Source organism: Streptomyces sp. NPDC058880 (genome assembly GCF_042742535.1).
In the GTDB taxonomy this organism is placed as follows: Bacteria; Actinomycetota; Actinomycetes; order Streptomycetales; family Streptomycetaceae; genus Streptomyces.
This window is the reverse complement of the sequence record NZ_JBHYMC010000002.1, coordinates 26,413-40,909: the sequence shown is the minus strand read 5'-3', so window position 1 is coordinate 40,909 and position 14,497 is coordinate 26,413. Positions and strand designations below refer to the sequence as shown.

At 71.1% G+C, this 14,497-nt stretch carries 13 protein-coding genes and 1 pseudogene; 10 read left to right on the top strand and 4 right to left on the bottom strand.

Annotated elements, in window-relative coordinates:
* Positions 1-91: 91 nt before the first annotated feature.
* Positions 92-1,267 carry a DUF2786 domain-containing protein gene (locus tag ACFW2G_RS01955; protein WP_037921106.1) on the top strand — a complete coding sequence of 392 codons (1,176 nt, stop codon included), beginning with the start codon at positions 92-94 and terminating at the stop codon, positions 1,265-1,267.
* An 8-nt stretch (positions 1,268-1,275) separates the two neighbouring features.
* On the opposite strand, the gene tatA is transcribed toward ACFW2G_RS01955, so the two are convergent.
* Positions 1,276-1,440, bottom strand: coding sequence for a Sec-independent protein translocase subunit TatA (tatA, locus tag ACFW2G_RS01950; RefSeq protein WP_037921107.1), 165 nt, complete (start codon positions 1,438-1,440; stop codon positions 1,276-1,278).
* Positions 1,441-1,736: 296 nt separating this feature from the next.
* On the opposite strand from tatA, the gene ACFW2G_RS01945 reads away from it, so the two are divergent.
* Positions 1,737-1,982: a DUF397 domain-containing protein gene (locus tag ACFW2G_RS01945; protein WP_030656519.1), complete on the top strand. Its 246-nt coding sequence runs from the start codon at positions 1,737-1,739 to the stop codon at positions 1,980-1,982.
* 111 nt (positions 1,983-2,093) lie between these two features.
* Here the strand turns inward: ACFW2G_RS01945 and ACFW2G_RS01940 are convergent, their stop codons facing one another.
* Entirely contained in the window at positions 2,094-2,582 is a 489-nt protein-coding gene (locus ACFW2G_RS01940; protein WP_384447406.1) for an ATP-binding protein, read from the bottom strand.
* Positions 2,583-2,942: 360 nt separating this feature from the next.
* Between ACFW2G_RS01940 and ACFW2G_RS01935 the strand changes: the two genes are divergently transcribed.
* The 7 genes and pseudogenes from ACFW2G_RS01935 (at position 2,943) to ACFW2G_RS01905 (ending at position 10,457) form a co-directional block, all read left to right on the top strand.
* Positions 2,943-3,821 (top strand): helix-turn-helix transcriptional regulator, encoded by an 879-nt coding sequence (locus ACFW2G_RS01935; RefSeq protein WP_052030441.1) that lies wholly within the window; start codon positions 2,943-2,945, stop codon positions 3,819-3,821.
* A gap of 89 nt (positions 3,822-3,910) precedes the next feature.
* Entirely contained in the window at positions 3,911-5,368 is a 1,458-nt protein-coding gene (locus tag ACFW2G_RS01930) for an aldehyde dehydrogenase family protein (RefSeq protein WP_384447409.1), read from the top strand.
* Between the two features lie 61 nt (positions 5,369-5,429).
* Positions 5,430-7,511: pseudogene (gene mrdA, locus ACFW2G_RS01925) on the top strand (penicillin-binding protein 2); the annotation flags it as partial.
* A 100-nt stretch (positions 7,512-7,611) separates the two neighbouring features.
* On the top strand, positions 7,612-8,124 hold the full coding sequence (locus ACFW2G_RS01920) for a DinB family protein (RefSeq protein WP_037921113.1): 513 nt from the start codon (positions 7,612-7,614) through the stop codon (positions 8,122-8,124).
* Positions 8,028-8,792 carry an ATP-binding cassette domain-containing protein gene (locus ACFW2G_RS01915; RefSeq protein ID WP_384584255.1) on the top strand — a complete coding sequence of 255 codons (765 nt, stop codon included), beginning with the start codon at positions 8,028-8,030 and terminating at the stop codon, positions 8,790-8,792. Before ACFW2G_RS01920 ends, ACFW2G_RS01915 begins: the two co-directional genes overlap by 97 nt.
* Before the next feature lie 76 nt (positions 8,793-8,868).
* Positions 8,869-9,627 carry a MerR family transcriptional regulator gene (locus ACFW2G_RS01910; protein WP_384447411.1) on the top strand — a complete coding sequence of 253 codons (759 nt, stop codon included), beginning with the start codon at positions 8,869-8,871 and terminating at the stop codon, positions 9,625-9,627.
* Between the two features lie 119 nt (positions 9,628-9,746).
* On the top strand, positions 9,747-10,457 hold the full coding sequence (locus ACFW2G_RS01905; RefSeq protein WP_037921116.1) for a VTT domain-containing protein: 711 nt from the start codon (positions 9,747-9,749) through the stop codon (positions 10,455-10,457).
* A gap of 100 nt (positions 10,458-10,557) precedes the next feature.
* Here ACFW2G_RS01905 and ACFW2G_RS01900 read toward each other — a convergent pair whose 3' ends face one another.
* On the bottom strand, positions 10,558-12,201 hold the full coding sequence (locus tag ACFW2G_RS01900) for a threonine/serine exporter ThrE family protein (protein WP_384447414.1): 1,644 nt from the start codon (positions 12,199-12,201) through the stop codon (positions 10,558-10,560).
* A 177-nt stretch (positions 12,202-12,378) separates the two neighbouring features.
* Positions 12,379-12,873 (bottom strand): inorganic diphosphatase, encoded by a 495-nt coding sequence (locus tag ACFW2G_RS01895; protein WP_030031597.1) that lies wholly within the window; start codon positions 12,871-12,873, stop codon positions 12,379-12,381.
* A 163-nt stretch (positions 12,874-13,036) separates the two neighbouring features.
* On the opposite strand from ACFW2G_RS01895, the gene dacB reads away from it, so the two are divergent.
* Entirely contained in the window at positions 13,037-14,479 is a 1,443-nt protein-coding gene (gene dacB, locus ACFW2G_RS01890; protein ID WP_384447417.1) for a D-alanyl-D-alanine carboxypeptidase/D-alanyl-D-alanine-endopeptidase, read from the top strand.
* Positions 14,480-14,497: the final 18 nt, after the last annotated feature.

Sequence of the window (14,497 nt, the reverse complement as noted above, 5' to 3'; positions counted from 1 at the left end):
CGCGCCGGGCCCCGGCCGCGTGGCACCGTGCCGCGGGCCCCGGCCGCCACCGGGAACGGGACGCGAAGCGGGACATGCCAAGCTGAGAGGCGTGACAGAACGTGCCGAGACCGTCGACCGCGCCTTCGCCGCGGCCCTCCACGCCCTGGACGACGCCGGGCTGGACACCGGGGCCTCGCTGCTGGTCGCCGATTCCGGACGCTGGCCCGGCGTGGGTCGCGAGCTGCTCGCGCGCGGGGAGGCGTACGTACGGCAGGGGTGGGAGCGGGGCTGGCGGCCGGCCGACGTGCTGCGGCTGGTCCGCCGGGACCTCGGCGAGCGGCACCTGCGGATCGCCGGGGACCTGATCGCCGCCGAGGCGCGCCGCTACGCCCGCCTCCCGGCCCGCTGGGACGCCGGCGAGGTCTGGTGGACGGACGACGACGCGTACGCCGAGGCGCTCGCCGGGCGCGAACGCGCCGACCGGTTCACCCTGGCCACCGCATTCCTGGAGGTGCTGCGGCTGCTGGTCCGGCTGCCCTCGATCGAGCCGATCGGTCCGCTGCCCGGCGACCCGGTCGACGCCCTCGCGGAGCACGCCCACATCGAGCCGCGCATGCTGGGCCGGATCCGGGCCCTGCTCGCCAAGGCCGAGGCGACCACCTATCCGCAGGAGGCCGAGGCGCTCAGTGCCAAGGCCCAGGAGCTGATGGCCCGGCACACCGTGGACGAGGCGCTGCTCGCGGCGAGCGGCAGAGGGCCCGCCCAGGTGCCCGCGGCCTGCCGGATCGGTGTCGAGCCGCCGTACGAGGAGGCCAAGGCGGTACTCCTCGACGCGGTGGCCACCGCCAACCGCTGCCGGGCGGTGTGGAACAGCGGCTTCGAGTTCTCCACGGTGGTCGGTTTCGAGAGCGACCTGGAGGCGGTGGAGCTGCTCTACACCTCGCTCCTGGTGCAGGGAACGGCCGCGATGACCCGTGCGGAGGCCGCGCAGCGGTCGGGCGGACGCAAGCGGACCAAGACTTTCCGGCAGTCCTTCCTGCTGGCCTACGCCAGTCGGCTCGGCCACCGGCTCGCCGAGACGGCCGAGCACGCGGCGGCGGAGGCCCCGGACCATCTGCCGGCCCTGGTGGCCCGCGATGTGGCGGTCACCTCCCGGGCCGAGGAGATGTTCCCCCGGACCACCACCACCCGGCTGCGCGGCGCCACCGACCACGCGGGCTGGGAGGACGGCACCGCGGCCGCCGACCGGGCCCACATGGGCGGCCGCCGCCGCCCCCTGCCGTAGGGGCTCGGCTACGGGGTCTCGTCCGTGCGCAGGGCCCGGGCCTCCGACTTCAGGATGCGCATCGACCGCCCCAGTGAGCGGGCCATGTCGGGCAGCTTCTTGGAACCGAACACCAGCAGCAGGACCACCAGGACGATGAGCAGGTGCCAGGGCTGGACGGCGTTGCGGAGCAAAGTGTTCCCCTCTCGGACGGTCCGGCTTCTCTTCGGGATCCCTCGCGCGCCCGGCCCATGGAACAGGCAGGACGGCGCTCCGGACAAATCTGAAGAGATCCTGAATGCCGCCCCTTTCCGGCGTCATGGGCCGGTTCCGGGGGGTGGGGGTACTCCGGCCGCTCCGGCCCGGCGATCGGGCGGACCTGTCTGTGATCATCGGAACACCCCGCGTGCACGTGCATCTGCGCATGCAGCAGCTGGTGAACACAGCTATGATCCGGTGGAGTTGACATCTGCACTATCGGGGGCTTCCTGTGGACCACGCGTACAACGGGATGGCAGCTGCAGAACTCGCTTCCTTGTTTGAGCTGACGTGGCAGAAGAGCAGACACAGCAACTCGCAGGGTTCCTGCGTGGAGTTCGCGAAGCTGCCGGGAGGCGACGTCGCCATGCGCAATTCGCGCTTCCCGGACGGTCCGGCGCTCGTCTACACGCCGGCCGAGATAGAAGCCCTGCTCCTGGGCGTCAAGGACGGCGAGTTCGATCATCTGATCGGCTGACGGAACGGCGCACTCATCAAGCCATGCACGTGCACTGGCCGGGACCGATCGCAGTGATCGGTCCCGGCCAGTCGTCTTGAAGCAGGCCGTCCGGCGGCCGGCCCGGCCGGCTCAGTCGTGGAGCAGGAACAGTGCCCAGACCACCTTGCCGGTCAGCCGCCCCGCCAGCGGGTGCCAGCCCCAGCTGTCGCTGTACGAGTCCACCAGGAACAGTCCGCGCCCGGACTCCAGGTCGATGTTCTCCTCGGTCCGCTCCGGCGAGAACGCCCCGCCGGGCCGGTCCTCGCTGGGGTCGCGCACCGCGCACACCAGCCGGGTGCTCCACCGCATCAGGTGCAGCCGCACCGGCGGCCCCGGCTCGGCGTCCGGCCCCCGCGACTCCTCGGGCAGGGCATGGCGCAGGGCGTTGGTGACGAGCTCGGAGACGACCAGGGCCACGTCGTCGAAGCGGTCGTCGAGGCCCCACTGGGACAGCGTCGAGCGGGTGAAAGTGCGGGCGCCGCGCACCGCGTCGAACCGCGCGGGCAGAGCGCATGAGGCGGACCCGGAGACAGCCGTGGGGTCGACCGGGGGAAGCCCCTGCCGTAACGGCTCGAGCATGGTCGATCCATTCGTCCCCATGCGAGGCACTCCCGGGATTCGCGGACGAAGCGGTGGCTTGTGTCCAAAGAGAACTGCGGGGTGGGTCCCGCGCCGGCGCGAAGAGCACGCAGGTGCGCGGGGACCATCGTTCCGAATGCCCGGGCCGGATGCAAGGGCAGATGCACGTGCATGCGCCGGACCTGTCCACTCACGTGACGGTTCTTGCTCATTTCTTCCTACGCATACTTACGGACTTCTTTTCCCGAAGACGGGATTCCGTTACAGAACGAGTACGGCCCGATGCGTTTTGGTGGCAGACTTGCGGCCTCTGGGGAGCGGGGGCCCCGGGCACGCGCACGCCACGCGCACACCAATGCGATGGGGAGGGCAGTACGAGTGACCGCAGAAGCAAGCGGTTCTGTGGTGCGCCGCATCCTCCTGGGCTCCCAGCTCAGGCGACTCCGAGAATCCCGCGGCATCACCCGTGAGGCGGCCGGCTACTCGATCCGCGCATCCGAATCGAAGATCAGCCGCTTGGAGTTGGGAAGGGTGAGCTTCAAGGCGCGGGACGTCGAGGACCTCCTCACGCTCTACGGAGTAACGGACAGCACCGAGCGCGAGTCCCTGCTGGGTCTGGTGCGCGAGGCGAACGCGACCGGCTGGTGGCACAGTTACGGCGACGTGCTGCCGGGCTGGTTCCAGACCTACATCGGTCTGGAGGGTGCCGCGTCGCTCATCCGGATCTACGAGGTGCAGTTCGTCCACGGCCTGCTCCAGACGGAGGCCTACGCCCACGCCGTCGTCAGTCGCGGCATGCCCGGCGCCACCGCCGCCGAGATCGACCGCCGCGTCGCGCTGCGCCTGGAGCGGCAGAAGGTGCTCGTCTCCGAGAACGCACCCGTCTTCCACGCCGTGCTCGACGAGGCCGCGCTGCGCCGCCCGTACGGCGACCGCAACGTCATGCGCGGTCAGCTGGAGCACCTCATCGAGGTCTCGGAGCGGCCCAACGTGCAGCTCCAGGTGATGCCCTTCTCCTTCGGCGGGCACGCGGGCGAGAGCGGAGCCTTCACCCTGCTCCGCTTCCCCGAGTCCGACCTCCAGGACATCGTCTATCTGGAACAGCTCACCAGTGCCCTCTACCTGGACAAGGGCGAGGAAGTGGGGCAGTACGAACGGGCCATGGAGCGCCTCCAGGCCGACTGCCCCGATCCCGACCGGACCAGGGATCTTCTTCGCGGCCTACTCCAACTGTCTTGATCCGCACGTAGTATGACGTCTGATCAGTGCATGATGACCGATCGGTCTCCGGTGCAGCGCACGGGTGCGCGCTCGCAGTAAGGGATGGCATGTCCATATTCAGCGACCTCGCTCACCAGTACATCGACGGCGAATGGCTGGCCGGCAACGGTTCGTGGGACATCATCGACGTCAACCCGTACAACGGTGAGAAGCTCGCGGCCATCACCGTGGCCACCGTCGAGCAGGTGGACCGGGCGTACCGCGGCGCCGAGCGCGCCCAGCGGGAGTGGGCCACGACCAGCCCGTACGTCAGACGCGCGGTTCTGGAGCGCGCCCTGCGGATCACCGAGGAGCGCGAGAAGGAGATCGTCGAGGCGATGATCGACGAACTCGGCGGGACCCGTCCCAAGGCCGAGTACGAGGTCCACCTCGCGATGGAGTTCATCCGCGAGTCGCTCCAGCTGGCTGTCCGCCCCGAGGGCCGGATCCTGCCCTCGCCCGTGGAGGGCAAGGAGAACCGGGTCCAGCGGCTGCCCGTCGGCGTCGTGACCGTGATCAGCCCCTTCAACTTCCCCTTCCTGGTCACCCTGAAGTCGGTGGCGCCGGCCCTGGCCCTCGGCAACGCGGTCGTGGTCAAGCCGAACCAGAACGCCCCCGTCGTGGGCGGCGGCGTGATCGCCAAGATCTTCGAGGACGCGGGGCTCCCGGCCGGCCTGCTGAACGTGCTGGTCACCGACATCGCCGAGATAGGCGACGCGCTCCTGACGCACCCCGTCCCCAAGGTGATCTCCTTCGCCGGGTCGGACCGGGTCGGCCGGCACGTCGGCGCGATCGCCGCCCGCCACTTCAAGCGCACGGTCCTGGAGCTCAGCGGCAACAGTGCGCTCGTCGTCCTCGATGACGCCGACCTCGACTACGCGGTGGACGCCGCCGTCTTCAGCCGATTCGTCTACCAGGGCCAGGTCTGCATGGCCGCCAACCGGATCCTGGTCGACGCGTCCGTCGCCGAGGAGTTCACGGAGAAGTTCACCGCCCGCGTGCGCGGCCTGAGGACGGGCGACCCGCGCGAGGCCGACACCCACATCGGCCCGCTGATCAACTCCTTCCAGGCCGACGCCCTGACCGCACTCGTGGACCAGGCCGTGGAATCCGGCGCGCAGGCACTCGTACGGGGGTCTACGCGCGGCAACCTGGTCGAGCCCACGGTGCTCGCCGGGATCCCCGAGGACTCCCCGCTCCTGGGCCAGGAGATCTTCGGCCCGGTGGCGCTGCTGGTGGTCTTCGACGGCGAGGACGAGGCGGTGCGGCTGGCCAACGCGACCCCGTACGGGCTCAGCGGCGCCGTGCACACCCGGGACGTGGAGCGGGGCGTCCGCTTCGCCCAGCGCATCGAGACGGGGATGATCCACGTCAACGACTCCACGATCGGGGACGAACCGCTGGCCGCGTTCGGCGGGGAGAAGGCCTCGGGCCTGGGCAGGCTCAACGGCGAGGCCACGGTCGAGGCGTTCACCACCCAGAAGTGGATCTCCGTTCAGCACGGGCGGACCGCCTTCCCGTTCTGATCGAGGGTCCGCGCACCCCTAGACTCGACCGGGCGTAGGCAGCCGCCCGGGGGAGATCGAGTTGAGCAACATACCGGAGACCGGCCGGACCCCTCGGGTCCAGAACCGGCTCGTCGTCATCCAGGTCGTGGTCTTCTCCCTCCTGCTCACACTGGGCGGACGGCTCTGGTACCTCCAGATCCGCAACGGCTCCGAGTACACCGACGAGGCCAAGAACAACCACGTCCAGCAGGTGGTCCAGCCGGCCGTGCGCGGCTCCATCCTGGATGCGCGCGGGGTACCGCTCGCCGACAACGCGACCCACCTCGTGGTCTCCGCCAGCCGCACCGAGCTGCTGACCATGAAGGACAAGGGCAAGTCCGTGCTGACCCGGCTCGCCGGGGTCCTCGGCATGGACCCCCAGGAAGTCATCGACAAGGTGCGGCTCTGCGACTCCAAGACCAGGCAGCCCTGCTGGAACGGCTCCCCCTACCAGCCGATCCCGGTCAGCGACGAGGCGACCACGGAGCAGGCCCTGCAGATCCGTGAGCACCCCGAGGACTTCCCGGGCATCACCGCCGAGGCGACCGCGCTGCGCCGCTACGCGGCCCCGGACCAGGCCAACACCGCTCAGGTGCTCGGGTACCTCTCCCCGGTCACCGACGAAGAGATCACCAAGGCGAAGAAGACCGACTCGCCGTACCTGCGCTCCGACCAGGTGGGCCGCTCCGGTCTGGAGCGCACGTACGACAAGGAACTGCGCGGGAAGTCCGGCATCACCCGCTACGAGGTGGACAACCTCGGGCGCGTGATCGGGCAGGGCCGGACCGACCCGGCGCAGCCCGGTTCGAACGTCGTGACCTCGATCGACTCCCGGGTGCAGGCCGTCGCCGAGCGCGAGCTGAACAACGCCATGATCGAAGCGCGCAAGGTGCACGACAGGAACACCGGGCGCAACTACGAGGCCGACTCGGGCGCGGTCGTGGTGATGGAGGCCAAGACGGGCCGGATCGTGGCGATGGCCTCGAACCCGACCTACGACCCGAACGCCTGGGTGGGTGGCATCTCGGCGAAGGACTACGCCTCCCTCACCGACAAGAAGTCCAACTACCCGCTGCTGAACCGGGCGATCCAGGGGCAGGCGGCGCCGGGCTCCATCTTCAAGGTGGTCACCTCCACCGCCGCGGTCAACGCCGGCTACCCCTTCAACAACCGCTACCCCTGCCCCAGCTCGTACTCGGTGGGCAGCCAGACCTTCACGAACTTCGAGTCGCAGGGCCACGGCGACATCACCATCGGCCGGGCCCTGGAGGTCTCCTGCGACACGGTCTACTACCTGCTCGCCGACCAGGAGTGGAAGAAGGACGGGGGCATCAAGCCGAAGAAGGATCCGAACGACTGGTTCTTCAAGACGGCCCACGCGTTCGGTCTGGGCAAGCGCACCGGCGTCGACCTGCCCAACGAGGTGCCCGGCCGGATCCCCGACCGCGCGTGGAAGCAGGACTTCTTCGACGCCAACAAGGACGCCTGGTGCCGGGACGGCAAGAAGAACGGCAGCTTCGCCGAGCGGATCGCCTACGAGAACTGCCGCCAGGGCAACCAGCTGCGCGAGGGTGACGCGATCAACTACTCGATCGGTCAGGGCGACACCCTCGTCACCCCGCTGCAGATGGCGTCGGTCTACGCGGCCATCGCCAACGGCGGCACCCTGCACCGGCCGAGCGTCGGCAAGGCGATCGTCAGCGCCGACGGGACGTCGGTGGAGGAGATCGCCCCCAAGGAGGCCGGCAGGCTCCCGATGGACGCCAGGACGCGCGATGACATCGACCGGGCCCTCGCCGGGGTGGCGACCAACGGCAGCGCCGCCTGGCGCTTCGGCGGCTGGCCGCAGAAGCAGATCCCGATGCACGCCAAGACCGGTACGGCCGAGGTCCAGGGCAAGCAGACCACCTCCTGGTTCGCCTCGTACACCGAGGACTACGCGATCGTCATGACCATCTCCCAGGGCGGCACCGGCTCCGGTGCCTCCGGTCCGGCCGTCCGCAAGATCTACGAGGCGATGTACGGGCTCGACCCGACCGGCAGGCAGGACCTCACCAAGGCGCTGCTGCCGAAGCCGGCCACGGAGCTGCCCGCGATCCGCCCGGACCACGAGGACGCCCCCGACGGAGCCGCCAACTAGGACAGGAACCGACCGCATCCCTGCGTAGCGTGGGGGTGTCGGGGGAGAGGCCCCCGGCGACAGCACGCGGAGGCGGTCAGTCATGACTCAGATGTCCACCGAGGTCCTCGGCGACGAGCGCGGCACGCTCCTCGCCTTCGTCGAGTCCCAGCGCGCGGCGATCCGCGGGACGCTGGCCGGGCTGGACGAGGAGCAGGCGGCGAGCCGCCCCAGCGCCAGCGAGCTCAGCCTGTCCGGGCTGCTCAAGCACGTGGCCGAGTGCGAGCTGAGCTGGCTGCGCATGGCCCAGCGGAAGCCGAACGAACGGCAGCGCACCGAGGAGGACTACGCGAACGCCTTCCGGCTCGCCGAGGGCGAGTCCGTGGCCTCGGTCCTGGAGTTCTGGGACGGGATCCGACAGGAGACGGAGGCCTTCGTCGCCGCCGTCCCGAGCCTGGACGCCACCTTTCCGCTGCCGCCGGCGCCGTGGTTCCCGAAGGACGCCAAGGTCTCGGTCCGCTGGATGCTGCTGCACCTGGTGGAGGAGTTCGCCCGGCACGCGGGCCATGCGGACATCGTCCGCGAATCCATCGACGGCACCAAGGCCATGGGCTAGGTGAAGGGCGGGGTGCCGGGCGGGGCGAGGGGCCGGACGGCCGGCAGAACCTGGACCTGTTCGGCCGCCTCCACCACCTGGGCGCGCGCCGGGCCGGGCGGCGCGCCGACGAACTGCTGGAGCGCTTCGGCCTCGCGGCCACCGGCCGGAAGGCGGTCAGGCAGTACAGCGGCGGTATGCGGCGCCGGCTCGACCTCGCCGCCTCCCTGATCACGGACCCGCAGGTGCTGTTCCTGGACGAGCCGACCACCGGCCTCGACCCGCGCGGCCGCGCCGAAGTGTGGGGCGCGGTCCGCTCGCTGGTCGGCGGCGGCACCACCGTCCTGCTGCTGCGCCTGGCGATGCTGTGGATCGGTATCCGGCTCGGCATGGTCGCGGGCCGGCCGGAACGGGTGCAGGCGGTGCAGATCCTGGTGTGGCCGGTGGGTTTCCTGTCCAACGCGTTCGCCGCGCCGGAGTCGATGCCGGGCTGGCTGGGAGCGGTGGTGGAATGGAACCCGCTCTCGGCGACGGCCACGGCCGTCCGCGACCTGTTCGGCAATCCGGCCGCGGCCGCGCCCTCGTGGGCCGCCGACCACGCGGCCCTGCCGGCGGTCGCCTGGCCGCTCCTGCTGCTCGCGGTCTTCTTCCCGCTGGCGGTGGGCCGCTACCGGGGCCTGAGCAGGTAGCTGGCGGAAAGGGCTTGCACCTCACGCGGCGTGAGGAACCACAGTGAAGGGCGTACCCGAGCAGAGGAGGGAAGCGATGGGCTACTCCGTGGGCCAGGTCGCCGGTTTCGCCGGCGTCACGGTGCGCACCCTGCACCATTACGACGAGATCGGCCTGCTCTCCCCGAGCGGCCGCAGCAGCGCGGGACACCGGCGGTACGACGACGCCGACCTGGACCGGCTTCAGCGGATCCTGTTCTACCGGGAGCTCGGCTTCCCCCTCGACGAGGTCGCGGTCCTGCTGGACGACCCGCAGTCGGATCCACAGGAGCATCTGCGCCGGCAGCATGCCCTGCTGACCGACCGGATCGCCCGGCTCCAGCAGATGGCCAAGGCCGTTGAGCACGCCATGGAGGCGAAGAAGATGGGCATCAACCTCACGCCCGAGGAGAAGTTCGAGGTCTTCGGGGACAAGGACCCGGAGCGTTACGCACAGGAGGCCGAGGAGCGCTGGGGCGACACCGAGGCGTACGCCGAGTCGCAGCGCCGGGCGGCCTCGTACACCAAGGACGACTGGCAGCGGATCCAGGACGAGTCCGCCGCATGGGGCCGCCGCTACGCGGCGGCCATGGAGGCGGGCGAAGCCGCCGACGGCGAGCGTGCGATGGACCTCGCAGAGGAGCACCGCCTGCACATCCACACGTGGTTCTACGACTGCCCCTACGAGATGCACACCTGCCTCGGCGAGATGTACGTGGCGGACGAGCGCTTCACGGCGTTCTACGATGCGATGAAGCCGGGCTTCGCGGCGCACCTGCGCGACGCGATCCTCGCGAACGCCGTGCGCCAGGTGTAAGCGGAATATCCCGCAGGCGACCCCCGCCGGTACCTGGAACCGGGCGGGGGTCGTGTGCGTTGATAATTGAAACCGCCCCCATCGGCACGTCCCCCTCGATCCAGGAGAGCCCGGAACCCGTGTATACGCTTGCGCTCGGCCCTGAGTGGCTGTCCCCGGACTACCTGATCTCGCACTTCGGTCTGATCGGCATCCTGGTCATCGTCTTCGCCGAGTCGGGTCTCTTCGCCTTCCTCCCCGGCGACTCCCTGCTGTTCACCGCCGGTCTGCTGGTCGCGGACGGGCAGTACATCAAGCAGCCGCTGTGGCTGGTCTGCACCCTCATCGTCGCCGCGGCCATCATCGGCGACCAGGTCGGCTACATGATCGGCAAGTTCTTCGGGCCGAAGCTCTTCAACCGTCCGAACTCCAAGCTCTTCAAGCGGGAGAACCTGGACAAGGCACACGAGTTCATGGACAAGCACGGCCCCAAGGCCATCGTGCTCGCCCGCTTCGTGCCGATCATCCGCACCTTCGCCCCGATGGTCGCGGGCGCCGGCACGATGAAGTACCGCACCTTCCTCACCTACAACATCATCGGCGGCATCGGGTGGGGCGCGGGCGTCACCGTCGCGGGCTACTGGCTCGGGCAGATCTCCTTCATCAAGGACAACGTCGAGCCGATCCTCGTCGGCATCGTCCTGCTGTCCGTCATCCCGGTCGCCTTCGAGGTGCTGAAGGCCCGCAAGGAGGCCAAGGCGGCCGCCGGCCGGGCCCCGGAGGCCGTCGCCGCCGACGACGGCACCGGCCCGCAGGCCCCGGGTCAGCGCGGGCGCCACGCCAAGCGCTGAGACCGCACACGCCGAACGGGCCGTACGCCCGCCCCACCGGGGCAGGGGGTGCGGCCCGTTCCGCGTCCCCGACACCCGAGCGCAGGGCCGCCGGCGGCCGTCAGTAGCCCCGGGTCCGCTTCGCCGCCGCGCGGCTCCGGGCGCTCGCCGCCCCCGGGATGCGCATGAACAGCCGGGAGGTCTCCGACCCCAGGTTGACCCCGATCGCGATGGCCAGCGCGATGGCCGCGGCGTTCACCAGGGAGCCGAGCCCCTCGTTGAGCCGGTCCTCGGCGATCAGCAGCAGCCCGTAGTACGTCGCCGAACCCGGCAGCAGCGGCCCGATGGCGGCCGTGACGTACGGCAGGGCGGAGGCGAAGCGGTAGCGGGAGAAGAGCTGGCCGAAGAGGCCCACCAGTCCGGCCGCGACGGCGGTGGCCGGCACGGGCGGGATCCCGCCCGCGTAGTGCAGCGCTCCGAACGTCACCCACGCCACCCCGCCGTTCAGGGTCACGATCCAGACGGTCGAGCGTTCCTGCTGGAGCAGGATCGCGAAGGTGAAGACCAGCACCATCGACGCCGCGATCTGGATCAGCGGCCGCTCGGTGATCTGGAGGACCTCCTCCGGCTTGGGCGAGGCGCCCAGCTGGAGGCCGAGATAGAGCACGACCAGTACGCCCATGATGATGCCGATGAAGAGGTACATGACCTCCAGGAGCCGGGCGGCCGCGGTGATGTAGAAGCCCGTCAGGCCGTCCTGCACGGCCGCGACCAGGGCCCGCCCGGGCAGCAGCGCGAACAGTCCGCCGGTGATCACGGCGGAGGCCTTGATGTCCTCGATCTCCGCGAGCTTGAGCGCCACCCCGAAGGCGGCCGGCGGCATCGCGGCGGCCACGAACTGGTAGAACTCCGGCAGCCCGCGCCCGGCGCACAGCCACGCGAGCCGGTCACCGAGGACCGCGCCCAGCGCGGCCGCGCAGAAGACCAGCACCCGGCCGCCGACCAGCACCGAGGCGGCCCCGGCGAGCAGCCCCGCGGCCGCCGTCAGCACCCACGTGGGATACGGGTGCCGGTTGCGCCGGATCTCGGCGAGGCGCCGGTAGGCCTCTTCCAGCGTGATGTCGGTGTCCGGCGAGCTGATGTCGGCCACCAGCCGGAACACCGCCGCCAGACGGGTGTAGTCGGTGCCCCGGCGGCGCACCGTCCGGCTCGCCGAGACCGGATCGTCGACCAGCGACGGCTGGTGCGTGATCGACAGCATGGTGAAGGTGACTGTCGGCTCGCAGCGGTCCAGCCCGTAGGAGCGGGCCACGGCGAACATCGCCGCCTCCACGTCCTCGGAGCCCTCGCCGCCCGACAGCAGCAGCTCGCCGATGCGCAGCGTCAGGTCGAGCACGCGGCCCACGGCGGGCCCCGCCTCGCTCGGCCGCTGCACGAGGTCCGGTACGGGGCGCACGTCCACCGGCATGCGCAGCATCGTGCGCATGCGGTCCTGCCAGGGCGACTCCTTCAGCCGGACGGCGGGGAAGCCCTGGCCGGGGGTGTAGGCGGGAGGGGATTGCGCGGCGCTGTAGGTGGCCGGCGCGGCGAAGGCCGAGCCCTCCGGCTCGGGCGGGGCCGGACCGGTGTTCGGCGGGCGGACGAACTCGGAGGTGGGCTGGTCGTCGTCGGCCGTGTCCGGCTCCATGCCCGGAGGCGGCGTGAAGGCGCTGTGCGCCTCGTCGGACTGGGGCTTCTTGTCCTCCGCCCCGTCGGCCTCCGCCACGCGTCCTCCTGTTCGTGATCACCCGGATCATCAGTATGCGGAACCGTTTCCTCCCCGTCGAAACCTGGCTCCCCCGGAAGCACGACGGCGGGCGGCATCCCCGAGGGAATGCCGCCCGCCGTCATGCTTCGGAGGGCGCGGGGGAGTGCCCCGGCCCTGCTACCACCGAGCCTGGGCTCAGTGGTGGCCGCCCTGCGCCTCCAGGCGCTTGTACGAGGCCTCGATCTCGGCCTCGGCCTCGGCGCGGCCGACCCAGTTCGCGCCCTCGACCGACTTGCCCGGCTCCAGGTCCTTGTAGACCTCGAAGAAGTGCTGGATCTCCAGGCGGTCGAACTCGGACACGTGGTGGATGTCGCGCAGGTGCTCGACGCGCGGGTCGGAGGCCGGCACGCAGAGCAGCTTGTCGTCGCCGCCCGCCTCGTCCGTCATGCGGAACATGCCGATGGCGCGGCACTTGATCAGGCAGCCCGGGAAGGTCGGCTCGTCGAGGATGACCAGCGCGTCCAGCGGGTCGCCGTCCTCACCGAGGGTGTTCTCGACGAAGCCGTAGTCGGCCGGGTAGCTGGTCGAGGTGAAGAGGCGACGGTCCAGACGGATCCGGCCGGTCTCGTGGTCCACCTCGTACTTGTTCCGCGAACCCTTGGGGATCTCGATGGTGACGTCGAACTCCACGTCCTGCTCCTCCATGATCAGCTTCATTGCTTCGAGACGGCATTGATTCAACTGCGTGCGCGTCCGGCCCGTCCCTCTCGGGTGGGGTGCCATGCTCGCGGCAAGACGCAGTGGTTAAGTGTCCCTCACGCATATGTGTGATCGCGAAAGGGGCTGGTCCGAGATGCCATTGGTCAAGACGTGGCAGCTCACCGCGGGTGCGGCCGTCGCCGGCCTCGCCCTGTCGGTGGCAGCCGTGACCGCCGCCGGTCCGTGGGACTCCGGCCAGCGTAAGGCCGAGCGGGACGCGGCTGCCTCCTGGAGCCGCACGGGTGGTGCAGATCACGGTGGCGCGGCCGGCGCCGAGCGCCTTCCGCAGGCCGCGCCCAGTGCCCCCGGGGTCCTGGCCGCCGTCGGGCCCGGCGTTCCGCAGGGGCAGGCCGCCGCGGCCGCACCGGCCGGCACACTGGCCGCCAGGCTGGGCCCGCTGCTGGCCGATCCGGCCCTCGGCACCGTCCGTACCGCCTCCGTCGTGGACACCGCCACCGGACAGGTGCTCTACGAGTCCGGGGCGCGGACCGCGATGACGCCCGCCTCCACCGTCAAGATCGCCACCGCGGCCGCCGTCCTGGCCGCGCTCGGGCCCGAGCACCGGATCAGGACCACCGTCGTGCCCGGCGCCGCCCCCGGCCAGATCGTCCTCGTCGGCGGCGGCGACCCCTCCCTCACCGCGAAGCGGAAGAACCCCGCCGGTGCCGGCGGCAGCCTCGTCGTCCTCGCCGCCGACGCCGCGCAGGCGCTCAAGGCCGCCGGCACCGACACCGTGACCCTCGGGTACGACGACAGCCTCTACAGCGGCCCCGTCCGGCACCCGATCGGCGTCAACCCCAACATCGCCCCGGTGACCGCACTGGCGGCCGACGAGGGCCGCCCCGACGACTCCGTCTCCGGGCCCGTGGACCGCACCGACGACCCGGCCGGTGCCGCCGCCCGCGCCTTCGGCGCCCTGCTGGCGGAGCGCGGCATCACGGTCACCGGGGAACCCGCCCGGGCCAGGCCGGCCGCCGGTGCCCAGCCGCTGGCCGTCACCCGGTCCGCCCCGGTGGCCGGCCTCGTCGAGCGGATGCTGACCAACAGCGACAACGACATCGCCGAGGCCCTCGCCCGGCAGACCGCCCTCGCCTCCGGCCGGCCCGCCAGCTTCGAGGGGGCCGAGAAGGCCGTCACCGAACGGCTCGCCGGCCTCGGCATCGACACGAGCGGCTCCCGCTTCGCCGACGGCAGCGGACTGAGCCGCGCCGACAAGGTCAGCGCAAGCCTGCTGACCGGCCTGCTCACCAAGGCCGCCGACCCGCAGCGCCCCGAGCTGCGGCCCGTCCTCACCGGGCTGCCCGTCGCCGGATTCACCGGGACCCTGCGCGCCCGCAACGCGGGCACCTCCCCGGCGGCCGGCCTGGTCCGCGCCAAGACCGGCACCCTCACCGGAGTGAACTCCCTGTCCGGCACCGTGGTCGACCCCGCCGGCAGGCTCCTCGCCTTCGCCTTCCTCACGGCGAACAGCCCCGGCCCCCAGGGTGCCGAGAAGGGCCTCGACAAGCTGGCCGCAGCTGTCGCGGGCGCTCCGTAAGGGGTCCGCCGGACGCCT

Excerpts from the sequence above, each read along its gene's own strand:
- ACFW2G_RS01940 (WP_384447406.1), bottom strand. The coding sequence starts at position 2,582 with ATGCTCGAGCCGTTACGGCAGGGGCTTCCCCCGGTCGACCCCACGGCT.
- ACFW2G_RS01935 (WP_052030441.1), top strand. The coding sequence starts at position 2,943 with ATGGGGAGGGCAGTACGAGTGACCGCAGAAGCAAGCGGTTCTGTGGTG.
- ACFW2G_RS01930 (WP_384447409.1), top strand. The coding sequence starts at position 3,911 with ATGTCCATATTCAGCGACCTCGCTCACCAGTACATCGACGGCGAATGG.
- ACFW2G_RS01920 (WP_037921113.1), top strand. The coding sequence starts at position 7,612 with ATGACTCAGATGTCCACCGAGGTCCTCGGCGACGAGCGCGGCACGCTC.
- ACFW2G_RS01910 (WP_384447411.1), top strand. The coding sequence starts at position 8,869 with ATGGGCTACTCCGTGGGCCAGGTCGCCGGTTTCGCCGGCGTCACGGTG.
- dacB (WP_384447417.1), top strand. The coding sequence starts at position 13,037 with ATGCCATTGGTCAAGACGTGGCAGCTCACCGCGGGTGCGGCCGTCGCC.